General features: G+C 72.2%; 20 protein-coding genes and 4 pseudogenes. 2 read left to right on the forward strand and 22 right to left on the reverse strand.

Annotated elements, in window-relative coordinates; genetic code table 11:
• Window positions 1-51 precede the first annotated feature (51 nt).
• Window positions 52-888 carry a translation elongation factor Ts gene (tsf, locus tag D9753_RS09935; protein WP_121786672.1) on the reverse strand — a complete coding sequence of 279 codons (837 nt, stop codon included), beginning with the start codon at window positions 886-888 and terminating at the stop codon, window positions 52-54.
• A gap of 190 nt (window positions 889-1,078) precedes the next feature.
• Window positions 1,079-2,008, reverse strand: a complete 930-nt coding sequence (rpsB, locus tag D9753_RS09940; RefSeq protein WP_121786673.1) for a 30S ribosomal protein S2 — start codon at window positions 2,006-2,008, stop codon at window positions 1,079-1,081.
• A gap of 285 nt (window positions 2,009-2,293) precedes the next feature.
• Between rpsB and D9753_RS09945 the strand changes: the two genes are divergently transcribed.
• Window positions 2,294-2,854 carry a peptidoglycan DD-metalloendopeptidase family protein gene (locus D9753_RS09945; protein WP_205614377.1) on the forward strand — a complete coding sequence of 187 codons (561 nt, stop codon included), beginning with the start codon at window positions 2,294-2,296 and terminating at the stop codon, window positions 2,852-2,854.
• 269 nt (window positions 2,855-3,123) lie between these two features.
• Here the strand turns inward: D9753_RS09945 and D9753_RS09955 are convergent, their stop codons facing one another.
• The 17 genes and pseudogenes from D9753_RS09955 to D9753_RS10035 all read right to left on the reverse strand — a co-directional run bounded on the left by D9753_RS09955 (window position 3,124) and on the right by D9753_RS10035 (window position 16,229).
• A complete protein-coding gene (locus D9753_RS09955) occupies window positions 3,124-3,681 on the reverse strand; it encodes a TetR/AcrR family transcriptional regulator (RefSeq protein ID WP_121786675.1) in 558 nt (185 codons plus the stop codon).
• 65 nt (window positions 3,682-3,746) lie between these two features.
• Window positions 3,747-4,589 (reverse strand): RNA polymerase sigma factor WhiG, encoded by an 843-nt coding sequence (whiG, locus tag D9753_RS09960; RefSeq protein ID WP_121786676.1) that lies wholly within the window; start codon window positions 4,587-4,589, stop codon window positions 3,747-3,749.
• A 313-nt stretch (window positions 4,590-4,902) separates the two neighbouring features.
• Window positions 4,903-6,064: pseudogene (gene dprA / locus D9753_RS09965) on the reverse strand (DNA-processing protein DprA).
• Window positions 6,061-7,688: pseudogene (locus tag D9753_RS09970) on the reverse strand (YifB family Mg chelatase-like AAA ATPase). The pseudogenes dprA and D9753_RS09970 overlap by 4 nt, the downstream one beginning before the upstream one ends.
• Window positions 7,689-8,081: a YraN family protein gene (locus D9753_RS09975; protein ID WP_121786677.1), complete on the reverse strand. Its 393-nt coding sequence runs from the start codon at window positions 8,079-8,081 to the stop codon at window positions 7,689-7,691.
• A 96-nt stretch (window positions 8,082-8,177) separates the two neighbouring features.
• The gene (locus D9753_RS09980; RefSeq protein ID WP_003993268.1) at window positions 8,178-8,486 is read right to left on the reverse strand and encodes a DUF2469 domain-containing protein; all 309 of its coding nucleotides are present in this window, start codon (window positions 8,484-8,486) and stop codon (window positions 8,178-8,180) included.
• A gap of 57 nt (window positions 8,487-8,543) precedes the next feature.
• Window positions 8,544-9,062 carry an NUDIX hydrolase gene (locus D9753_RS09985; protein WP_121786678.1) on the reverse strand — a complete coding sequence of 173 codons (519 nt, stop codon included), beginning with the start codon at window positions 9,060-9,062 and terminating at the stop codon, window positions 8,544-8,546.
• Entirely contained in the window at window positions 9,052-9,837 is a 786-nt protein-coding gene (gene lepB / locus D9753_RS09990; protein ID WP_121786679.1) for a signal peptidase I, read from the reverse strand. The genes D9753_RS09985 and lepB (D9753_RS09990) overlap by 11 nt, the downstream gene beginning before the upstream one ends.
• A 58-nt stretch (window positions 9,838-9,895) precedes the next feature.
• The gene (gene lepB / locus D9753_RS09995; protein ID WP_240468103.1) at window positions 9,896-10,813 is read right to left on the reverse strand and encodes a signal peptidase I; all 918 of its coding nucleotides are present in this window, start codon (window positions 10,811-10,813) and stop codon (window positions 9,896-9,898) included.
• Window positions 10,761-11,891, reverse strand: a complete 1,131-nt coding sequence (lepB, locus tag D9753_RS10000; RefSeq protein ID WP_240468104.1) for a signal peptidase I — start codon at window positions 11,889-11,891, stop codon at window positions 10,761-10,763. The genes lepB (D9753_RS09995) and lepB (D9753_RS10000) overlap by 53 nt, the downstream gene beginning before the upstream one ends.
• Window positions 11,884-12,579: a signal peptidase I gene (gene lepB / locus D9753_RS10005; protein ID WP_121786681.1), complete on the reverse strand. Its 696-nt coding sequence runs from the start codon at window positions 12,577-12,579 to the stop codon at window positions 11,884-11,886. Before lepB (D9753_RS10005) ends, lepB (D9753_RS10000) begins: the two co-directional genes overlap by 8 nt.
• Before the next feature lie 45 nt (window positions 12,580-12,624).
• A complete protein-coding gene (rplS, locus tag D9753_RS10010; protein ID WP_121786682.1) occupies window positions 12,625-12,975 on the reverse strand; it encodes a 50S ribosomal protein L19 in 351 nt (116 codons plus the stop codon).
• A 133-nt stretch (window positions 12,976-13,108) separates the two neighbouring features.
• Window positions 13,109-13,942, reverse strand: coding sequence for a tRNA (guanosine(37)-N1)-methyltransferase TrmD (trmD, locus tag D9753_RS10015; RefSeq protein WP_121786683.1), 834 nt, complete (start codon window positions 13,940-13,942; stop codon window positions 13,109-13,111).
• A complete protein-coding gene (rimM, locus tag D9753_RS10020; RefSeq protein ID WP_121786684.1) occupies window positions 13,939-14,484 on the reverse strand; it encodes a ribosome maturation factor RimM in 546 nt (181 codons plus the stop codon). The genes trmD and rimM overlap by 4 nt, the downstream gene beginning before the upstream one ends.
• A 94-nt stretch (window positions 14,485-14,578) precedes the next feature.
• Window positions 14,579-14,818: an RNA-binding protein gene (locus tag D9753_RS10025; RefSeq protein ID WP_005479813.1), complete on the reverse strand. Its 240-nt coding sequence runs from the start codon at window positions 14,816-14,818 to the stop codon at window positions 14,579-14,581.
• A 5-nt stretch (window positions 14,819-14,823) separates the two neighbouring features.
• On the reverse strand, window positions 14,824-15,246 hold the full coding sequence (gene rpsP / locus D9753_RS10030; RefSeq protein ID WP_121786685.1) for a 30S ribosomal protein S16: 423 nt from the start codon (window positions 15,244-15,246) through the stop codon (window positions 14,824-14,826).
• 386 nt (window positions 15,247-15,632) lie between these two features.
• Window positions 15,633-16,229, reverse strand: coding sequence for a hypothetical protein (locus D9753_RS10035; protein WP_121786686.1), 597 nt, complete (start codon window positions 16,227-16,229; stop codon window positions 15,633-15,635).
• A gap of 525 nt (window positions 16,230-16,754) precedes the next feature.
• Between D9753_RS10035 and D9753_RS10040 the strand changes: the two genes are divergently transcribed.
• Entirely contained in the window at window positions 16,755-17,633 is an 879-nt protein-coding gene (locus D9753_RS10040; RefSeq protein WP_121786687.1) for an MDR/zinc-dependent alcohol dehydrogenase-like family protein, read from the forward strand.
• Here the strand turns inward: D9753_RS10040 and D9753_RS10045 are convergent.
• From D9753_RS10045 to D9753_RS10055, 3 genes and pseudogenes are all read right to left on the reverse strand, one after another.
• Window positions 17,609-17,818 (reverse strand): annotated as a pseudogene (locus D9753_RS10045) (hypothetical protein); the annotation flags it as partial. The gene D9753_RS10040 and the pseudogene D9753_RS10045 overlap by 25 nt on opposite strands.
• 277 nt (window positions 17,819-18,095) lie before the next feature.
• Window positions 18,096-19,649 carry a signal recognition particle protein gene (gene ffh / locus D9753_RS10050; protein ID WP_121786689.1) on the reverse strand — a complete coding sequence of 518 codons (1,554 nt, stop codon included), beginning with the start codon at window positions 19,647-19,649 and terminating at the stop codon, window positions 18,096-18,098.
• An 85-nt stretch (window positions 19,650-19,734) separates the two neighbouring features.
• Window positions 19,735-22,237, reverse strand: a pseudogene (locus D9753_RS10055) ([protein-PII] uridylyltransferase).
• Between the last annotated feature and the right edge of the window lie 9 nt (window positions 22,238-22,246).

Raw genomic sequence — 22,246 nt, forward strand, 5'->3', positions numbered from 1 at the left:
GAATTTCCCCGGGGTTTTCCCCGCGGGCCGGGTGTCGCTCGTGGTCCGGACTCAGATGCCGACCTTGATGCGCGAGAAGCGCTTCAGGGTGACACCGGCCTCGTCCAGTACCTTCTGGACCGACTTCTTGTTGTCGAGCGCGTACGGCTGGCCGAGCAGCGTGGCGTCCTTGAAGAAGCCGTTCAGACGACCTTCGACGATCTTGGCGATCGCGGCCTCGGGCTTGCCCTCGGCGCGGGTGGTCTCCTCGGCGATGCGACGCTCGGACTCGACGACCTCGGCCGGGATCTCGTCCTTGGAGAGGTACTTCGGCGCGAAGGCGGCGATGTGCTGGGCGACGCCCTTGGCGACCTCGGCGTTCGGCTTGTCCAGCTCGACCAGGACACCGATCTGCGGGGGCAGGTCGGGCATGGTGCGGTGCATGTAGGCGGTGACGTAGCCGTCGGTGAACTGCGCGAAGCGGTCCAGGACGATCTTCTCGCCGAGGTTGGCGTTGGCCTCGTCCACGAACGCCTGGACGGTCTTGCCGGCTTCGATCTCGGAGGAGAGCAGGGCCTCGAGGTCGGCCGGGTTCGTCTTGGCGACATGCTCGGCGATGGCGTTGGCCACGGCCTGGAACTTCTCGCCCTTGGCGACGAAGTCCGTCTCGCACTTCAGCTCGACCAGGACACCGGAGGAGTTGTCGCCGGCGATGATGGAGACCACGGCGCCGTTCTCGGCGGAGCGGCCCTCGCGCTTGGCGACGCCCTTCTGGCCCTTGATGCGCAGCGCCTCGACGGCCTTGTCGACGCTGCCCTCGGCCTCGTCCAGCGCCTTCTTGCAGTCCATCATGCCGGCGCCGGTGAGCTCACGGAGCTTCTTGACGTCGGCGGCGGTGTAGTTCGCCATGAGTCTGTGAGTCTTTCTCGAAGTCTGGAAGATCTTCAGATCCGCACGGTCTGCGGTCCACATCCACAGGTGAACGCGGGCCGCGTACATCGTGCCGACCTACGGGTGAACAGCGGGGGCGGACTTCATCGCGCCGAAGGCGCTGTGTGATGCCGTACCGCCCCCGCTGCCGAACGCTGACGGACCGGCGTCAGGCCTGCTCGCCCTCGGCGGCCTGCTCGCCCTCGGCCGGAGCCTCGGCCTCGGCAGCCGGAGCGGCCTCGGCGGACTCTGCGGCCGGAGCCTCGGCCTCGGCCTCGGCGGCCGGGGCGGCCTCCGCGGACTCTGCGGCCGGAGCCTCGTCCTTCTTCTCACCCTCGAGCAGGTCGCGCTCCCACTCGGCGAGCGGCTCGCCCGCGGCCTTCTCACCCTTGTCGCCGGTGGCGACGCCGGAACGGGAGATGAGGCCCTCGGCGACGGCGTCGGCGATGACGCGGGTGAGCAGGGTGACGGAGCGGATCGCGTCGTCGTTGCCCGGGATCTTGTAGTCGACCTCGTCGGGGTCGCAGTTGGTGTCGAGGATCGCGACGACCGGAATGTTCAGCTTCCGGGCCTCACCGACGGCGATGTGCTCCTTCTTGGTGTCCACGATCCAGACGGCGCTGGGCACCTTGGACATCTCGCGGATACCGCCGAGGGTCTTCTCCAGCTTGGCCTTCTCGCGCGAGAGGACCAGCAGCTCCTTCTTGGTCAGACCGGAGGCCGCGACGTCCTCGAAGTCGATCTGCTCGAGTTCCTTCAGGCGCTGAAGACGCTTGTAGACGGTCGAGAAGTTGGTGAGCATGCCGCCCAGCCAGCGCTGGTTGACGTAGGGCATGCCGACGCGGGTCGCCTGCTCGGCGATGGCCTCCTGCGCCTGCTTCTTCGTGCCGACGAACATGACCGTGCCGCCATGGGCGACGGTCTCCTTGACGAACTCGTAGGCGCGGTCGATGTACGACAGCGACTGGAGCAGGTCGATGATGTAGATGCCGTTGCGCTCGGTGAAGATGAAGCGCTTCATCTTCGGGTTCCAGCGACGGGTCTGGTGACCGAAGTGGACGCCGCTCTCCAGCAGCTCCCGCATCGTGACGACGGCCATGGCCGTTCTCCTTGGTGTTCTCGGTTGTGCCGCGTCCGCCGGACGGCGGTCGCGCCTGACGCCCGCGATGCGCCGTGCCGCGAAGGACCGAGGGGCGCTTGGTACGAACCCTTGACGGGTGCCGTACCGGGGCGTGCGAAGTCGACCCGGTGACCCGGATCGCCATGAGAAGTGTACGGGACCGGCGGGGTACCGGGTGACGCCGCTGTCCACAACCGGGGAGTGGTCCACAGGGTCCGGCGGGGACCGCGGCGGATGCGGGAGCGTTCTCGCATGCGACGAGTGATGCGATACGTAGCGTTGTGGGCGGTTGTGCTGTGCGGGGCGGTGACGGCCGCGCTGTCCGTGCCGGCCTGGGCGGACGACCCGCCGCCTCAGGTGCCCGGGGCTCCGGTCCCGGCGGTGGGCCGCGTCTGGCCGGTGGGTGTCCGGCCGACGGTGGTGCGAGGCTGGAAACCGCCGGCCACGGTGTACGGCGCCGGGCACCGGGGGGTGGATCTGGCCACGCCGGCCGGCGCCCCGGTACGCGCGGTGGCCCCCGGTCGGGTGTCCTTCGCGGGCCGGGTGGCCGGGCGGGGCGTGGTGTCGGTGGAGCTGACGGGAACGGATCTCCGGACCACCTACGAGCCGGTGAGCCCTTCCGTGAGCGAGGGCGCCGAGGTGGAGGCGGGCGGGGTGGTGGGGGTGGTGGAGCCGACGGGCTCGCACTGCGCGAGGACGGCGTGCGTGCACTGGGGCGCGCTGAGAGGCGGGACGTACGTGGACCCCCTGTCCCTGCTGCCCCCGTGGCTGCTGCGGCGAGGCCCGTCGAGACTCCTGCCGGTACTGGGCGTACCGCTGCCGTGACCAGCGATCGGGCAGGCCCGGGAGACGGGGCACAGCCGACACCCACCCGCGCGAAACCGGCGACCGTCCGGACCCACGGAAGCGGGGGGCGGCGGGACCGCGGGGACGGCGGTGGCGGCGGTGGCGGCGGTGGCGGCGGTGGCGGCGGAGACAGCCGGACGACCGGGGCTGTCCCGGACGGCCGGGACAACCGGACGGCCGGACGGCGGGGCGGCGGGGCGGCGGGGCGGCCGGACGGCGGGGCGGCGGGGGCGGTGGGGGCGGTGGGGTCAGCCTTGGATGCCGCGCAGGGCCATGGTCACCGCGGCGTCCGTCACCACGAAGGGGTCCTCGGCCGCTCCCAGCTCGATCCGCCGGACCGCCGCGTCCACGACCCCCTGCAACAGCATCGCCGCCAGCCGGGGCTGGCCGTGCCCCAGCTCCCCCAGCGCCTCGACGATCATCGCGACCAGTCCCCCGTGGGCCGCCCGGATCTTCTCCCGCGCCCCGGCGTCCAGCTCACTGGCGGAGATGGCCACGACCGCCCGGTGCCGCCGGTCCCCGACCAGGGCAAGCTGCTGCCGGACATAGGCCTCGACCTTGCCCTCGGGTGACTCGGCGCGCTCCATCGCCGCCGCGACCTCCGCCGCCCACACCGGGAAGTCGGCCTCGCACAGCTCCTCGACCACGGCGGCCCGGGACCGGAAGTACTCGTACACCGACGACCGCGCGAGCCCCGTCCGCTCGGCGAGCGCGGGAAAGGTCAGCGCCTCCGTCCCGCCCTCGGACAGCAGGGACCGGGCCGCGTCCAGCAGGGCGGCTCGCTGCATCGACCGGTGCTCGGCCACGGAGGCCGCTCGAATCCTTGGCACGTCGACCACTTTACGGACGCGCCCGGGCCAACGGGAGCGACTCAGCGCCCGAAGCTCGCCAGCTTCGCCCGTAGCTGGAGCACCGACTTGGTGTGGATCTGACTGACCCGGCTCTCGGTGACGCCGAGCACGTTGCCGATCTCGGCGAGGGTGAGCCCCTCGTAGTAGTACAGCGTGACCACGGTCTTCTCCCGCTCCGGCAGCGTGTTGATGGCCCGCGCGAGAAACCGCCGCAGCTCCCGGTCCTCGGCCACCTCCACCGGGTTGTCGGCGGCGGTGTCCTCCAGCGTGTCCATGAGGCTGAGCCGGTCCCCGCCCTCGCCGCCGACGTGCAGCAGCTCCTCCAGGGCGACGACGTTGGCCAGCGACAACTGGCTGAAAACGGCGTGGAGTTCCTCGACCTCCATACCCAGTTCGACGGCGACCTCGCTCTCCGACGGCGTCCGCCGCAGCCGCGCCTCCAGGGTGGCGTAGGCGCGCTCGACGTTGCGCGCCTTCTGCCGGACCGAGCGGGGGATCCAGTCGAGCGCCCGCAGCTCGTCGATCATCGCGCCGCGGATCCTGGTGATCGCGTACGTCTCGAACTTGATCTCCCGGTCGATGTCGAACTTCTCGATCGCGTCGATCAGCCCGAAGACGCCGGAGGAGACGAAGTCCGCCTGCTCCACGTTGGGCGGCAGGCCGACGCTGACCCGGCCCGCGACGTATTTCACGAGCGGCGAGTAGTGCAGGATCAACTGCTCCCGCAGCCGGTCGTCCCCCGTCGCCTTGTACGACCGCCACAGCTCGTCGAGCGTCGAGGGAGCGGGCGGCCGCACGTTGCCACCGTCGCGGGCGGCTGGGGGGATCGCCGCCCGGTCGGACCCGGAGGTGTGCTGGGGCATTCGTCGCCTTGTGCCGTTCTGCCGTGAAGTGCCGTGACTTACTGCGAGGTGGGAGCGGGTGGGCCGAAGTGGGCTGACTGGGTGAGGTGTCGGTCTGGTGCCGGGTTGGCGCGGTCTGCACCACCACCTTCGTGAGCGTAGCGTGACTGAGGAGTCGCGGTGTGCGAACAGTGCGGCACCACCCGTGCGCGGGGCGCTCCCGCCCGGCGGGGGACCGCGGTCCGCGGCTCGCTGTGGGTGACCGACGGCAGGGGCCAACTCCGGGAAACTCCAAGGCCGTCGGCGATTCCCCCGGACGGCCGAACACACCCGGTCAGCACGGACGGTGACCACCCCGGACCGAGATCATCGCCTGGCGTGTCAACTTCCAGCCATCGCCGTGTCGTTCGACGTAACCAAGTGCTCGGAGTTCGTACAGTCTCGCGATCGCCTCATCCTGTGTCGTACCGGCGCCGAGCGCGATCTCCCTGGTGGGGGCGGCGCGGTCGCCGGGCAGGGCGGCGAGGACGGTCCGGGCGGCCGGCTCCAGCAGGTCGCGCGGGAGGACAGGGCCGCGCCGGGCCGGCGCCAGGTCACCCATGTCGCCCACGAGTTCCACGACGTCCGCGGCGTCGGTGACCAGGGTCGCCTCGTCGCGCAGCAGCTCGTGCACGCCGGCGGAGAGGGCGCTGGTGACCGGGCCGGGCACGCCCATGGTGAACCGGCCGAGGCGCTCAGCGGCCCGCGCGGTGGCCAGTGAGCCGCTGCGGCGGGCGGCCTCCACGACGACGGTGCCCCGGGTCAGGGCGGCGATCACCCGGTTGCGCAGGATGAACCGGCTCTGGGTCGGATGGTCCCCGGGCGGCAACTCGCCCACCAGCAGACCCTGTTCCGCGATCCGGTCGAGCAACGCGGCGTGGCCGCGCGGGTAGGGCCGGTCGACCCCGCAGGCCAGGACGGCGACGGTGGCACCGCGGGCGGCGAGTGCGCCGCGGTGGGCGGCGCCGTCGATGCCGTACGCGCCGCCCGACACCACCACCCAGCCGCGCTCGGCGAGGTCCGAGGCGAGGGTGGCCGCCACGTGGATGCCGTACTCGGTGCACGCGCGGGCCCCCACCACGGCGACGGACCGCAACGCCCACATCCGCAGGCTCGGCCGGCCCCGCACCCACAGGCCGACCGGCCGGGCGTCCCCGAGATCGTCGAGCTGACGTGGCCACTCGGTGTCCCCCCGGGCACAGGAACCGCCCTCCCGCGGCCCGCGCCAGGTCGAGGTCCCGCTCCGGCTCGGCCCGCCCGGCCCGGGCGAGGAGCCCCGCCCACCGGGTCCCGCCCACCCCCGGCAGCGGCTCCCCGCCGCACCGCAGCCGCCGCACCACCTCCCCCACGCCGAACTCCCGCACCCACCGCCCACCGACCTCGTCCCCCGGCTCGACCACCCGCGCCAGGAGAACCCGGCCGAGCCGTTCGTCGCCGGGATCCCCGGCCGCGGTCATGTCAGCGCTCCGATCGCCATCGGCACCCCTCGCGGGGGACGCCGGTGCGCAGTTGCAGGGCCAGGGCCACGTCGGTCGCGTCCGGCCGGTCGTGCCCGACGAGGTCTGCCACCGTCCAGGCGACGCGCAGGACCCGGTCGATGCCACGGGCGGTGAGCACGCCCCGCTCCAGGTTGCGTTCGGCCTCGTCCATCGCCCCGGTGACGGCCTGGTACCGGCTGCGCAGTTCCCGGCCGGGCACCTCGCTGTTGGTGTGCCACGGGGTGCCGGCGAAGCGGGCGGCCGCCCGTTCCCGGGCCTGCCGCACCCGGTGCGCCACGGTCGCCGTCGCTTCACCCCGAGCGCCGGGCTCGGTGAGCTGGGACCGGGTGACCGGATCGACCTCGACGCGCAGGTCCACCCTGTCGAGCAGCGGCCCGGACAGCCGGGACTGGTAACGGCGGATCACCGACGGGGGGCACTCGCACAGCGAGTCGCGCACCGAGAACCGCCCGCAGGGACAGGGGTTGGCCGCCAGGACCATGAGGAATCTCGCCGGGAACCGGACCACGCCGGCGCTGCGCGCGATGACGACGTGCCCCGACTCCAGTGGCTGGCGCAGCGCGTCCAGGGTCTGGCTGCGGAACTCGGGCGCCTCGTCCAGGAACAAGATCCCCCGATGGGCCAGGGACACCGCTCCCGGGCGGGCGAAGCCCGGTCCGCCGCCGACGAGTGACTGCATCGTGGCCGAGTGATGCGGTGCGCAGTAGGGCGCGACATCGATGAGCGGCTTGCCCGGTGGCAGCAGTCCCGCGACCGAGTGCACCGCCGTCACCTCCAGCGACTCCTCCCGGGTGAGCCGGGGAAGGACGGCGGGCAGGCGCTCGGCGAGCATGGTCTTGCCCGCGCCGGGCGGCCCCTCGAGGAACAGGTGGTGGCCTCCGGCGGCGGCCACCTCCACGGCGGTACGGGCGGAGATCTGCCCCACGACGTCCGCCAGATCGTGATCCTGGTCGTGCTGTGCGGCGCCGTTGCTGTGCATGCCGGTCGCGGCGCCCGTGCCCGGTACCCGCAGTCCCGCCAGGAGCGGGTCGGGGCGACCATGATCGTCCGGAGCTTCGTCGGGGACGGGTTCGTCGGTCAGAACCGCGATGAGCTGCCGCAGACTGCGCACGCCGAGCACGGACACACCCGGGACGAGCGAGGCCTCGGCAGCCGCGCACTCGGGCACGACCACCTGCTCGTACCCTGCGTCGGCCGCGGCCAGCACGGCGGGCAGGATGCCCCGTACCGGCCGGACCCGGCCGTCCAGGCCCAGTTCTCCGATCATGACGATGTCGGCGAGTACCCGCGGATCGATGCGCTCGGCGGCACCGAGCACCGCGCATGCGACGGCCAGGTCGAAGCCGGAGCCGGCCTTGGGCACCGAGGCCGGACTGAGTCCGACGGTCAGCTTCTTCTGCGGCCACTCACCCCCCGAGTTCACCACCGCCGCCCGGACCCGGTCGCGGCTTTCCGTCAGGCTCTTGTCCGGGAGGCCCACCAGGGTGAACGCGGCGACGCCGGGTTCGAGGTCGGCCTGGACCTCGACGGCCACGCCCTCGACGCCGACCAGGGCCACCGAGCACGTACGGGCGAACGCCATTCAGGCCACCCCCCGCGCGTGCTCGACGGACGGGGCGCCGCGGCGGGGCAGCAGCACGCCGATCAGGTCGATGCGGACCCCGCCCGGCGGTGCCCCGCCGTGGGCCTGGATCCAGTGTTCGGCGAGCCGGCGCAGCCTGGCGGCCTTCTCGGGGGTGACGGCGGCCATCGGATGCTCGTAGTCACCGCCCCTGCGGGTCTTCACCTCGCAGACCACCAGCGCGTCGCCGTCCCGCGCCACGATGTCGATCTCGCCGGACCGTCCGCAGCGCCAGTTGCGCTCCAGGATCGTCATGCCGGTCTCGGCGAGCCGCCGGGCGGCCAGGTCCTCGCCGTACTTGCCGATCGCTTCTCGTGCGTTCATGTCGGCACCACCTCCGGCGCCAACCGTCACGCGTTCCGCCGATCCGTGTTGATCTTGGTGGACGGATCGGCGGTTGTGGAGAACTCCCTCACCCGAACGGGCGGCGGACGGGGAACCCCCAGGTCATCAGCCGCTCGGGAGTTCCAGGTCGCTCTTGTTCAGCTCTTCGATGTTCACGTCCTTGAACGTCAGGACGCGAACCTGCTTGACGAAGCGTGCCGGTCGGTACATGTCCCAGACCCAGGCATCGGCCATGCTCACCTCGAAGAACACCTCACCCTGGACCGAGTGCACCTGCATCTCGTAGTCGTTGGTGAGATAGAAGCGCCGCTCGGTCTCGATCACGTATTTGAACAGACCGACGACATCTCGGTACTCCCGGTAGAGCTTCAGCTCCATCTCGGTCTCGTACTTCTCGAGGTCCTCGGCGCTCATGGCATGTTCCCCTTCAGCCGTGCGATCCCACCCATTGTGCGCCAGTCCGGCATTCCCTCAGACGATTTCCGTGTCGAGGGTCACGGGCCTGGCCGGGGGACCTTCGACGAGCAGCGTGCGCAGCAGCTCGGCGAGTCTGGTCGGATACACCGTCTCATGTGCCCGGGTCAGTTCCTGGCACGTCCACCAGCGCGCTCCGGCGACAGTGCGCCGTTCCAGCTCCGTCAGCCCCGTCGCCGCGACGGCCGTCCGTGCCGTACGGGCCAGGTAGTACCACTCGTCCTGGTCCCAGCGGCGGCCCGCGAACGGGAACGAGCAGCGGCGCCGCCAGAGCACGGGGCCGAGGTCGACATCGGTGATGCCGGTCTCCTCGGCGAGTTCCCGCAGCGCGGCCTCCTCGCGTGTCTCGGCCCCCTCCAGGCCGCCGCCGGGCGTGAACCACCAGTCGTCGGCCGGATCGTCCGGCTCGTGGCCGTGCAGGAGCAGGATGCGGTCCCGCGGGTCGAGCAGCACCACCCGGGCCACCTTGCGCACCCCGCGCTCACCCTCGGCCGGCTCCACGCTCTCAGCCGGCACCGGTCGTCCCCGCGCGGGCCGTACGGGCGCGGGAGCGGCCCAGGCGGCCCGCTACCGGGCCGTAGGCGCCGCCCCCGAGGATCAGGACGGCCCCGGCGACGATCATCAGCGCGATCGTGCGCAGCGGCCCGGGCCGGGACAGCGGGCCGAGCGGTTCGAAGCCGGTGGGGCGGGCGAGCATGCCCTTCCAGGGCCAGACGACGGCGTCCACGCGGGCCGACACGGCGTCACGGGAGACGGTGCCCCGGGCCGTGTCCGTGAGGTGGGCGGTGGAGTCCAGTGAGCCCTGGCGTTCGTCGCCGAGGAGGAACAGCCGGCCCCGGGGCACGGTCACCTCGGGAACGTCCTTGCTCTCGGCCAGACTGCCCTTGGGCAGGTAGGGCTCGTCGATCTGCTTGCCGTTGACCGTCAGCTTGCCGTCGGTGCAGCAGGAGACGGTGTCGCCGCCGACGGCGACCACGCGCTTGACCACCTTGGCGTTGTCGACCCAGCTCTTGTCCTCGAAGACGACGACGTCACCGCGCCGCACCTCGTCCCCGTCGACGCGCTGGGCCATGACCCGGTCACCGGCGTCGATGGTGGGGGTCATGGAGCTGGTGGGCACGGTGTAGGGCCGGTAGACCACCGCGCCCCACGCGAAACCGCCGAGGAACAGCACCACGCCCAGCGCCACGGCCAGCCCGGACAACCGCTGCCCGACCCGGCCGCCGCCGGCCCGTGCCGTACCGGTGCCACCGCGCTGCGGGGCCGTACGCGTCATGCTCTCGCCACCCATGGACCCGCACCCTACCCGGCGGTACCGAACGGGGGCAGCCCCTGTTTCCCGGCCGGGGTCAGCGCCGCCCGGAGGAGGCCTTCCGCGTGGTCAGGGTCTCCGGCCGGTTCGCGCGCCGGCGCCGCCACACGGCCACCGGCAGCACCGCGGCGACGGCCGCGCCCTGCGGGGCCACCGTCAGGGACGCGGCGGCGGAGGACTGCCGGTCCAGACCGGGCTGGTCGAAGGTGTCCGGGACGGGCAGGGTGCCCCAGCGGTTGATCGGCCAGGCCTTGACGATGGCGCGGCCGACGGCCTTGTCGACGGGGACCATGCCGTGGTTCTTGTCGGACTGGTTGTAGCGCGAGTCGCGGGAGTTCTGGCGGTGGTCGCCCATCACCCAGATGTGGCCCTCGGGGACCTTCACCTTGAACTGGCCGCCCAGGTCGTCCACGGTGCACGGGGTGTTGCCCGGGTAGACGTAGGGCTCGATCAGCGCCTTGCCGTTGACCTTCAGCGGGCCGCTGCCCTTGCACTCGACGGTGTCGCCGCCGACCCCGATCACGCGCTTGATGAGGTCCTTCTCCTCCGCCGACGGCATCAGGCCGATCCAGCTCAGGACCTTCTGCACCGGGTTCGGGTTCGGTGTCGGCTCGCCCGCCAGCCAGTTGTCCGGGTCGTGGAAGACGACGACCTCGCCGCGCTCGGGTTCGGAGCCGAACCACGGGGTGAGCTTGTCGACGAGGACGCGGTCACCCTGCTGGAGGGTGTTCTGCATCGAGTCCGACGGGATCGAGAACGCCTGCACCAGGAAGGTCTTGATCAGCAGCGCCAGGACGAGCGCGATGCCGATCAGGAGCGGGAGTTCCTTCCAGAACGAGCGCGGCTTCGCCGGCCGGCGACCCGTCCCGTCCGTGCCCGCATCCCCGGCGCCACCCGGCCGCTCACCCTCCGGGGTGCCCTCGCCGCCGGTCGTCGCCTCGTCCCCGGAGGTCATGGCGCCGTCCCGGCCGAGGCCGTCCGGTGCCACGGGACGCCCGCGGTTCTCCTCGCCGTCGTGTCCCGACCGTGCGCCAACCGCCACATCCCCCACGCCAACTCCTCACTCTCTGCCGCCGCCTGCCCCGCATACGCCGCAGGCCCACCACTCCCATAACGAGCGGGAGTTCCGCAGGGGTCGGGAGCCGGGTCGTTCCGTTCGGATTTTCCTGGGCAACCCTATGCGACGGCCGGTCAGCGGCGGCCGTCCCCGACGCGGAGTCGGTGACACTTGCAAAGGTTTTAGGTTCCTCCAGGCGCGTCCAGTGGCCGAGCGGCCAGCCGATGACCATGGCCCGGCCGACCACCGAGTCCTCGGACACCGTGCCGCCGTACGGCGTGTTCTGGTGGAAGCGGGAGTCCGCGGAGTTGCCCCGGTGGTCTCCCATCACCCACAGGCGGCCCTCGGGGACGGTGATGTCGAAGGGCGTGGCGGAGGGCGCGTCCCCCGGGTACACGTAGCCGCCCTCGGTGAGCGGTACGCCGTTGACGGTGACGCGGCCCTGTGCGTCGCAGCACTTGACGTGGTCGCCGCCGACTCCGATGACCCGTTTGATCAGGTCCTTCTCGTTGTCGGAGGGCAGCAGGCCGATGAACGCGAGGCCTTCCTTGAGCTGCTTGACGACGACCGGGTCGTTCTTCTTGGCGGTCTGCTCGTCCTGGAGCCAGCCGCCCGGGTCGTGGAAGACGACGACGTCGCCGCGCTCGGGTCTGGAGCCGAACCACGGGGTGAACTTGTCGACCAGGACCCGGTCGCCGATCCGGATGGTCTCCTCCATTGACCCGGAGGGGATCACGAACGCCTGCACCAGGAACGTCTTCAGGACGAGCGCTATGAGGACGGCGACGCCGACCAGCAGGGGGATCTCCCGGACTGCCGAACGCCTGCGCTTGCGCTTGACCTTGCGCTGCAGTTTGCGCCGCTCCGCGCGCGTGCGGCCGCCGCCGCCGGACGCGGAGGTGCGGCGGGCGCCGGTGGGCAGCAAGTCGTCGGCGGGCGTGCCGGGCACGCCGCGCGGTTTGCCGCGGTTACCCATGGGCGCCTGCCGCGGCGGACACGCGCGCGTAGGCGGACGGCCGGGTCAGATGCGTCCAGTGGCGGTAGGGCCACACGATCCAGTCGGCCCGGCCGATGACGTCGTCCACGGGGATCATGCCGCCGCCGGGGGAGCCGAGATGGTCGCGGGAGTCACTGGAGTCGCCGCGGTGGTCGCCGAGGACGAACAGGCGTCCGGGGGGCACGGCGACGTCGAAGGGTACGTCGGAGGGGGCGTCCCCGGGATAGAGGATCGCCGTCTCGTCGACCGGCCGGCCGTTCACCTCGAGCCTTCCCTTCTGGTCGCAGCAGACCACGTGGTCCCCGCCGACCCCGACCACGCGTTTGACGTAGTCGGCGTCCCCGAAATACCCGGTCCCGTCGAACACGATCACGTCGCCGCGGCGCGGCTGGGCACCGAAACGGTACGCCAACTTGTTTACGAGAACGCGGTCCCCGATCCTCAACCCCTGCTCCATGGATCCGCTCGGGATCTGGAAGGGCTGCATCACGAAGGCGTTGAGGAGCAGCAGGAAGGCCAGGCAGACGAAGAGGCCGAGGGTGATCCGGCCGCCCGGCACCCGGTCGGCGATGCGTGCCACCGACGCGAAACGCGACCGGCCCTCCGTCCCCGGGGATTCCGGGTGGGAGGGACGGTCGCGTTCTGTCGGCTGAGCTTCGGTGTCCATCGGGGCCAGATGCTATCCGGCCCCGCTGTGACGCCGGGGAAGTGCTCAGTTGTCGCGCTTCTCCTTGATCTTCGCGGCCTTGCCGCGCAGCTCACGGAGGTAGTACAGCTTGGCGCGGCGCACGTCACCACGGGTGACCAGCTCGATCTTCTCGACGATCGGGGTGTGCACCGGGAAGGTGCGCTCGACGCCGACGGAGAACGAGACCTTGCGGACCGTGAAGGTCTCGCGGACGCCGGAGCCCTGGCGACGGATCACCACGCCCTTGAACTGCTGCACACGGGAGCGGTTGCCCTCGATGACGCGGACGTGCACGTTGACGGTGTCACCCGGGCGGAAGGCCGGGATGTCGGTGCGCAGCGACGCGCCGTCGACGGTGTCGAGCAGGTGAGACATTTCGTCTGCTTTCTTCGCTGATGCCACAGGTCATCAACGGGAGATAGGTGTACACGAGGTCTGCCGTGCGGTCGGGCGGGCGTCGTGTCCCCCTGTGGCAGGGGCGCGCGCCGGACGGACGCACAACAGCGGTCTATTCTTCCATGTCCTTCGCCCGCCGCCAAAATCGGCCGTACGGGCCGCCCTCCGGGTCCGGTTCCCAGCCGAGGACGGAGAGCATTTCGCGGTCCTTCTTGTCGAAGGCCTCGGGAGCGCAGCGCTCGATCAGGTCCGGCCGGTTCGCCGTCGTGCGCCGCAGAGCCTCGTCGCGGCGCCAGCGGGCGATCCGGCCGTGGTGGCCGCTGAGCAGCACCTCGGGGATGTCCCGGCCGCGCCAGACGGGCGGCTTGGTGTGGACGGGGCCTTCGAGGAGGTTCGCCATCGCGCCGGGCGCGAAGGAGTCGTCGCGGTGGGACTCGGCGTTGCCCAGGACGCCGGGCAGCAGCCGGGCCACGGCCTCCGTGATGACGAGGACGGCCGCCTCGCCGCCGGCGAGCACGTAGTCGCCGATGGAGATCTCGAAGACCGGCATGCGGGTCGCGTACTCGTCGATGACCCGCCGGTCGATGCCCTCGTAGCGGGCCGGGGTGAAGACCAGCCAGGGCCGCTCGGACAGCTCGACGGCCAGTTCCTGGGTGAAGGGCCGGCCACTGGGGGTGGGCACGATGAGCGCGGGCGACCGGGCGCCCGTCTCGTAGCCGTCGGCGAGGACCGTGTCCAGGGCGTCACCCCAGGGGTCGGTCTTCATGACCATGCCGGGGCCGCCACCGTACGGGGTGTCGTCGACCGTGTTGTGCCGGTCGTACGTCCACGCGCGCAGGTCGTGCACGTGGACGCCGAGCTGCCCGCGGGCGCGTGCCTTGCCGACCAGGGAGACGTTCAGCGGTTCCAGGTACTCGGGGAAGATCGTGACGACGTCGAGCCTCATGCCTCTTCTTCCCTGGCGGAGGCGATCTCGGCGCGGTCGTCGATCAGGCCCGGCGGAGGCGTGATGACCGCCTTCTGCTCCTCCAGGTCGATCTCGGTGACGATCTCCTCCACGAAGGGGATCATCACCTCGCTGCCGTCCGGGCGTTCCACGATGAACAGGTCCTGGGAGGGCAGGTGCGAGACCTCGGTGATCCGGCCGACCTCGGTGCCGTCCTCGGTGACCACGTCGAGGTCGATCAACTGGTGATCGTAGTACTCGTCCTCGCCCTCGGGGAGTTCCTCGGGGTCGATCTCGGCGATCAGCAGCGTGTTGCGCAGGGCCTCGGCGCCGTCGCGGTCGGTGACGCCCTCGAAGCGCAGGAGCAGACGGCCGCTGTGGACGCGCCCGGTGGCGATGGTGAGCGGCCCGGCGGAGGCCGGGTCGGTGGCCAGGACGGCGCCCGGGGCGAGCCGCAGTTCGGGCTCGTCGGTACGTACCTCGACGGTGACCTCGCCCCTGATGCCGTGGGCACGGCCGATCCGTCCGACTACCAACTGCACGTGTCCAATTCTCCTGTCATCTTCTGCCTCACACGACTGCGGGCCGGGGACGGCCCAGTGGCCCTCCCCGGCCCGAGCCGGATGCGATGATGCGTCAGCGGACGTGGTCCACGTCGACGAGGTCGACGCGGACACCGCGACCGCCGATGGCGCCCACGACGGTGCGCAGGGCACGGGCGGTACGGCCGTTGCGGCCGATGACCTTGCCGAGGTCGTCCGGGTGGACCCGGACCTCGAGCACACGACCGCGACGCAGGTCACGCGAGGCGACCTGCACATCGTCAGGGTTGTCGACGATGCCCTTCACGAGGTGCTCAAGCGCCTCTTCGAGCATGCTGCTCAGGCCTCGGTCGACTCGGAGGACTCGGCAGCGGCCTCGTCCTTCTTCTCAGCCTTCTTCTTCTGGGTGATGGCCTCACCCTTGCCCTCGTCGTCGCCGCCGAGAGCCTCGAACGTCGGACGCGCGGCCTTGGGCTCGGCCACGAGGAGCGGCGCGGGAGCCGGCTCGCCCTTGAACTTCTGCCAGTCGCCGGTCTTCTTCAGGATGGCGAGAACGGGCTCGGTCGGCTGGGCGCCGACACCGAGCCAGTACGCCACGCGGTCGGCGTCCACCTCGATGATCGACGGGTGGTAGGTCGGGTGGTACTTGCCGATCTCCTCGATGGCCCGGCCGTCACGGCGGGTACGGGAGTCGGCGACGACGATGCGGTAGTGAGGCGAACGGATCTTGCCCAGACGCTTCAGCTTGATCTTGACTGCCACGGGAGTGGGTTCTCCTGGATTTGACGTGAGTTGGGCACGGCAAGACGCCGCGTGGGGTTGCGGTACCCGAGTGCCCGACGGACGCGTCAGCCGGAGGAGAGAGGGGTCCTGTGCGGCTGTCGAGTACAGCTAGCCATTGTGCCATACCCGGCGGGTCGCTCTCGGCGGAGGGTGCGTGAGCCGGGGCAGGCAGGGCAGGCCTGCGTGGCACCCGGCGTGGACACCCTGCGGCGGGTGCGCCGCCCGGCGGCGTGCGGGCGGCGTCCGCGCCCGCCCGTGCCGCGGGGAGTCCCCCCGGCTCGGGGAGCCGGGGGGAGGCACGATGTGTCCGCGGGGCGCGAGCCCTCGTCCGGCACCCACGAGATGCCGGTGACCGCGGTTCGTGACTACGCCGCCCCCACGACCTCCGGGATCCGGAACGGCTTGCCGCAGCCGCCGCAGACGATGGGGGCCTGGGCCAGGACCGAGGGGACGACCCGGACGTTGCGGCCGCAGTCGCACACCGCCTTGACCCGGACGCCGCCGCCGGAGGAGCCGTGCCGGGCGGCCGGGCCGCGGAAGGTCCGGGAGGTGTCGGCCGAGGTGGCCGCCGTGTGGGCCTTCAGCGCGCGCTGGAGCCGCTCGATGGTCGGGCGGTAGCGCCGCTTCGCCTCGGGGTTGAGCGTGACCAGCGAGAAACCGCTGCTCGGGTGCGGCTCCTCGGAGTGGTCCAGGCCCAGTTCCTCGGCGATCGCGAGGAAACGGCGGTTGTGGTAGCGGCCGGCCCGGGATGTGTCGCGGACCCCCCGGGCGGCGGCGATGCCGTGGACTGCCTCATGGAGCAGTCGTTCGAAGGAGAGTGCGTGTCCGCACGCGGACGACGACTCTCCGATCAGGGATTCCGGCGCGGCGAGATCCGGCAGCTCGGGGTGGTACCGCTGAATGTCGGCCCACGCCTGCGCCAGTTCCGCGGCGAGAACAGGTGGTGTCTGTGTCGTGCTCACGTAATGACAACGAGCGGGGGTGCCGCTGTGTTCCTATTCCGGGGCATCCCAAATAATTTGCACGTACCAGTCAGTTGCCGCTGATGCGTGGAGACGAGGGCGGGTGCGCTGATCTGCGGATAAGCCACGCAGCTCCTACCAAGCTGGTGCGTAGTCCGCGCTACGCCCGCGCCCGTAGGGCCTGACACAACCATGGGCGGCGGATCCGCAAGAGGTGTTTCGGCCGCTTCCGACGCTCGGTCTCTCCTCGGTCAGCGTCCACGGCGCTCGTGACGTTACCCCGAGCCGCCCGGCCCCCCGGCACCGGCCCGCCGCCCGGGAACGGACACCGTACGGCCGGCCGCGTTGCCGGGACGTGAATTCTCGCCACACCTGCGTCCCGGCACCAAGCCGGGGTCCTCGACCCCTGGACGGCACCGCGAGCCGGGAGTTACCTGGCATACGTGGGAAGGGCGCGCGCACGGCACACGGGGGCCATGCGACCGGGCGCGGCGGCGGACTGTCGGCGGATTGGGGCGCTTACCTATGACACCTACGCTCGTGCGGCAGCACGTGTCTCACGCGGTCGCACCGCGCGTGGACCGGAGCGCACGCGCGCGTGACTGGTCCGAGATCCAGGAACGGATGCTCGTACCCCTGTACGAAACCGTGTACGACCGACTCGACGTGGGCCCCGCCACCCGGCTGCTGGGCCTGCGCTGCGGGGCCGGACTGGCCCTGTTGATGGCGGCCTCCAGGGGGGCCGCCGTCACCGGCGTCGACTCCGCGTCCCCCGAACGGCTCGCCCTGGCACGTGAGCGTCTGCTGCCGGCCCTCCCGCCCGGCAGACGGAGCGGCCCGCCCGGGACGCGCGCGCGTACGGCCGCGCGCCTCCTGGACGGCCCGCCCCGGGACGCGGCAGGCGCCGGGGCGGACGGGTACACCGTGGTCACCGTCCTGGAGCCGACCGGCGGCCTCGCGGGCGACGCCGAGGGGCTCGGCGACCTCCTGGCCGCGGCGGTGCCGCTGGCCGGGCACGGGGCCGCCGTGGTGCTGGCCGGCTGGGGTCCGCCGGAGCGCTGCGCCACCTCCTCGGTGCTGCGGGTGGCCGCGGAGCCGGCCGGTCCGCCGCGCGGTCCCGGCCGCTGGCGGCCGGCCCGGCGGGACGACCTGGAGGAGGTCGCCCAGCGGGCCGGGCTGCGGCCGGACGGCTCGGGACGGGTCGCCTGCCCGTTCGGGTACGCCGATCTCGACAGCGCCGTCCGCGGGCTGCTCTCGACCGGCCTGTTCGACGCGGCGATCGCGGCCACCGACGCCAGGCGGGTGGACAAGGGGCTGACGGAGGCCCTGGATCCGCACCGCCGCCCGGACGGCACCGTGTGGATGCCGAACGTCTTCCGCTACCTGGTCGCCCGCGTGCCCTGACCGGGGCCGTCCTCGGTGAGACGCGTGATGTCGGCGGTCCGGCAGGCGTCCGCCCCGTCGAGCGTCTCGTTCTCCAGCGGGGACTGCGCGAGGGCGTCCAGCCGGTCCCGCTGCTCGCGGAGCCGGCGGCGGGCCTCCTCACAGCACTCGTCCACGATCCGGCGCATCTCGCTGCCGATGACGTCTCAGCAGGTTGGCGAGAAAGCTGCGGTGCCGGACGACCGGCTCGGCCGTGACGGTGACCCCGTGGCGGGTCAGGTTCGCCCGGAGGACGGCACCAGATCGGCGATCAGGTACACGCCCTCGGTGCGCCGGGGCTGGTCCGGCAACTCGCGCGGCGGGACGGGGTCGGTCATATCGGGACGGCACGACACCGGCCCTTGACCGGCATGCGCTGAGGGCGCCCCCGGCTGAGAGGGGCGCCCCCGGCGACGTACGGACCCGGCGGGTCCATGGACTCGGTCAGCCCATGAACTTCTTGAACTCGTCCGGCAGCTCGAAGTCCTGGGGGGCCTCCTGGCCCGGCAGCCCGAGCGCGCCCCCGTTCTGCGCGGCGGCCTCGCGGCGCTGGGCCGCCTCCAGCTCCTGCTGCTTGCGCTTCATCGGGTTGCCGGAGCGCTGCTTGCCCTTGGTCTTCTTCTGCTGCTTCTTCTGCCGGCCGGGGCCGCCGCCCATGCCCGGGATCCCCGGCATGCCCGGCATGCCGCCGCCCTGGGCCATGCGGGACATCATCTTGCGGGCCTCGAAGAACCGCTCGACCAGGTTCTTCACCGCGCTGACCTCGACGCCCGAACCCTTGGCGATACGGGCGCGGCGGGAGCCGTTGATGATGGTCGGCTCCTGGCGCTCGGCCGGGGTCATCGACTTGATGATCGCGGCGGTGCGGTCGACGTCCCGCTCGTCCAGGTTGTTGATCTGGTCCTTGATCTGGCCCATGCCGGGGAGCATGCCGAGCAGCTTGCTGATGCTGCCCATCTTCCTGACCTGCTCCATCTGGGACAGGAAGTCGTCCAGGGTGAAGTCCTGGCCCTTCCTGGACGCCAGCTTCGAGGCCATCTTCTCGGCCTCTTCCTGGCTGAACGTCTTCTCCGCCTGCTCGATCAGGGTGAGCAGGTCACCCATGTCGAGGATGCGGGAGGCCATCCGGTCCGGGTGGAACGCGTCGAACTCGTCGAGCTTCTCGCCGTTCGACGCGAACATGATCGGCTTGCCGGTGATCTGCCGGATCGACAGGGCCGCGCCACCGCGGGCGTCGCCGTCGAGCTTGGAGAGGACCACACCGTCGAAGCCGACGCCGTCGCGGAAGGCCTCGGCGGTGTTGACGGCGTCCTGACCGATCATGGCGTCGACCACGAACAGGATCTCGTCCGGGGAGACCGCGTCCCGGATGTCCGCGGCCTGCTGCATCATGTCGGCGTCGATGCCGAGGCGGCCGGCGGTGTCGACGATCACGATGTCGTGGACCTTGGACTTCGCGAACTCGATGGAGTCCTTGGCGACCTTCACCGGGTCACCGACGCCGTTGCCCGGCTCGGGGGCGTACACCGCGACGCCGGCGCGCTCGGCGACGACGCTGAGCTGGTTGACGGCGTTGGGGCGCTGGAGGTCACAGGCGACCAGCAGCGGGGAATGGCCCTGCTCCTTCAGCCACCGGCCGAGCTTGCCCGCGAGGGTGGTCTTACCGGCACCCTGGAGGCCGGCCAGCATGATCACGGTGGGCGGCTGCTTGGCGAAGCGCAGGCGGCGGGTCTCGCCACCGAGGATGGTGACCAGTTCCTCGTTGACGATCTTGAGGACCTGCTGGGCGGGGTTCAGCGCCCGGGAGACCTCGGCACCGAGCGCGCGCTCCTTGAGGTTCTTGATGAACGACCGCACGACGGGCAGCGCCACGTCCGCTTCGAGGAGCGCGATACGGATCTCACGTGCCGTGGCGTCGATGTCCGCCTCGGAGAGCCGTCCCTTGCCGCGCAGGTTCTTGAAAGTCGCTGACAGGCGATCGGAGAGAGTGTCGAACACGGCGCTCGCGGTCCTCGGGGTCGGTGACGGTCTTGAAGGGAATCGCCCTCCAGGGTATCCCGGCACCGGGGGCACCGGGGCAAGCTCATCCGCGCAGCGTCTCCTCCAGTGCCCCGGCCGTCGACGTGGCGTCCTCGGCGGGCAGGGGCGCGCCGGTGCCCGTGGTGACGTAGAACGCGTCCACCGCGTTGGAGCCCAGCGTGCTCACGTGCATGCTCCGCACCCGTACGCCCGCCTTCTCCAGGGCCATGCCGATGCGGTACAGCAGGCCCGGCGCGTCCTGGGCGCGGACCTCGATCACCGTGGCGTGGTGGGAGGCGGCCGGGGCCACGGTCACCCGGGGCGGCGGGGCGGTCCAGCCGCGGCGGCGGGGGTAGGCCGCGTCGCGTTCGGCGAGGCGGCCGGCGATGTCCAGGGTACCGTCCAGGGCGCGGACGAGATCGGCGCGCAGGCGGGTCGCCTGCGGCAGGGAGCCGTACTCGGCGGCGACCCGCCAGTTCAGGAGGAGGACGGAGCCGTGGTCGTCCACGTCGTCGGGCAGGCGGAGGGCCCGCAACTCGGCGGTGCGGACGGTCAGGCGGTGGACGGCGAGGACGCCGGCCACCGCGGGCAGCACGCCGGGCTGGTCGGGTACGGCGATGACGAGTTCGACGCCCAGGGGTTCCGGATCGCCGGACGGCTCCTCCTCGGGGACGGGTTCGGTCTGGGCGCGCAGGGCGAGGACCGGGCCGCCGGTGCGGAATGCCTCCATGCCGAGGCGTTCCTGCTCGGCGGTGGGCGCGGCCGGCTCGGGCTCCTCGGGGGCGTCCCCGGCGAGGACGGCGCGGACCCGGCGGACCAGGTCGGCGACGAGGGAGCCGCGCCAGGAGGACCAGGCGGCCGGGCCGGTCGCGAGGGCGTCCGCCTCGGTGAGGGCGTGCAGCAGCTCCAGGGTGCTCTGGCTGCCGACCGCCTCGGCGACCGAACGGAGCGTGGCCGGATCGTCCAGGTCGCGGCGGGTGGCCGTCTCGACCAGCAGGAGATGGTGCCGGACGAGCGTGGACAGGGCCGCCACGTCCGCGCGGTCGAAGCCGATCCGCGTGGCGACGTCCCTGGCGATGATCTCGCCGGCCACCGAGTGGTCACCGGGCCAGCCCTTGCCGATGTCGTGCAGCAGGGCGGCGACGAGCAGCAGGTCGGGGCGGCTGACGCGGCGGGTGAGTTCGCCGGCGCGGACGGCGGTCTCGATCAGGTGCCGGTCGACGGTCCAGACGTGCACGGCGTTGCGCTGGGGGCGGCAGCGGACCCGTTCCCAGTCGGGGAGCAGGAGGGTGATCAGGCCGTCGGCCTCCAGGGCTTCCCAGACGTCTACCGTGGGGCGGCCGGAGCCGAGGAGGGTGACCAGTTGCTCGCGGGCCTCGCGGGCCTCGGCGGGCCAGGGCGCGGGCAGGGGGCGGGCGGTGGCGGCCATGCGCCGTACGGCGTGCGGGGAGAGCGGGAGGCCGGCCTGCGCGGCGGCGGCCGCGGCGCGCAGCGGGAGCACGGGGTCGCGTTCGGGGCGTGCGGTGCGGGCGAGCACCACCTCGCCGTCCTGTTCGACGACGCCCTCGGCGAGCGGGGAGCGCTCGGTGACGGGCTTGCCGCCGTCGCCCGGTCACCGCTCTGCGGAGGAAGTCGCCGCGGTCCTTCGCCAGTTTCCGCAGGCGCGGCCGGACGGCGCGTGCGCGCAGCACGCGTCCCACTTCGCGCCAGGTGACGTCGCTGGCGTACGCGATCACGCGGGCCGCCTCGTAGACCTGCCGCAGGAGGGCGTCGGCGTCGAGCAGCCCCAGTGCGGCGGCCACCTGGTCCTGCTCCTGGAGGGCGAGCCGGTCGGTGGCGCGGCCGGTGGACAGGTGCAGGGCGTCGCGGACGTCGAGGAGGCGGCGGCGGGCGTCGGCCAGACCCTCGCGCGGGGCGTCGGCCAGCCAGGACGCGGCGACGGCACGCAGGGCGGTGGCGTCGCGGAGGCCGCCGCGGGCCTCCTTGAGGTCGGGTTCCAGCAGGTAGCGCAGCTCGCCCTGCCGTTCGGCGCGCTCGGCGCACAGCTCCCGGAGTTCGGGCAGGCGCTTGGGGGCCTGGTTGCGCCACTCGGTGAGGACGGCGGTGCGCAGGCCGGAGGTGACGCCGAGGTCGCCGGCGAGGTGGCGGGCGTCCAGGAGGCCGAGGTGGACCTTCAGGTCCTCGCCGGCCGTCCTGCGGGCCTCGGCCGGGGTGCGCACCGAGTGGTCCAGGGCGATGCCGAGGTCCCACACCGGGTACCAGAGCCGGTCGGCGAGGGCGGCGACCGCGCCGGGGTCGGAGCCGTCGTGCAGCAGCAGGAGGTCGAGGTCGCTGCGCGGGGAGAGTTCCCCGCGGCCGTAGCCGCCGACGGCGACGAGCGCGACGCCGCCGAGGCCGCCGGCCGCCGCGCCGAACAGCCCGGCGAGCCAGTCGTCGGTCAGTTCCGCGAGGGCGCTGCGGCGCGGCGGCCCGGACCGCGCCCCCTCACCGAGGAGGCGCAGCCGGGCCGCCGCGTAACCGCTGGGTCCCGAGTCTTCCGCTTCGTCGCGCACATCCGTACCCGTCACCCGGCGACT

Source organism: Streptomyces dangxiongensis (assembly GCF_003675325.1).
Lineage (GTDB): Bacteria > Actinomycetota > Actinomycetes > Streptomycetales > Streptomycetaceae > Streptomyces > Streptomyces dangxiongensis.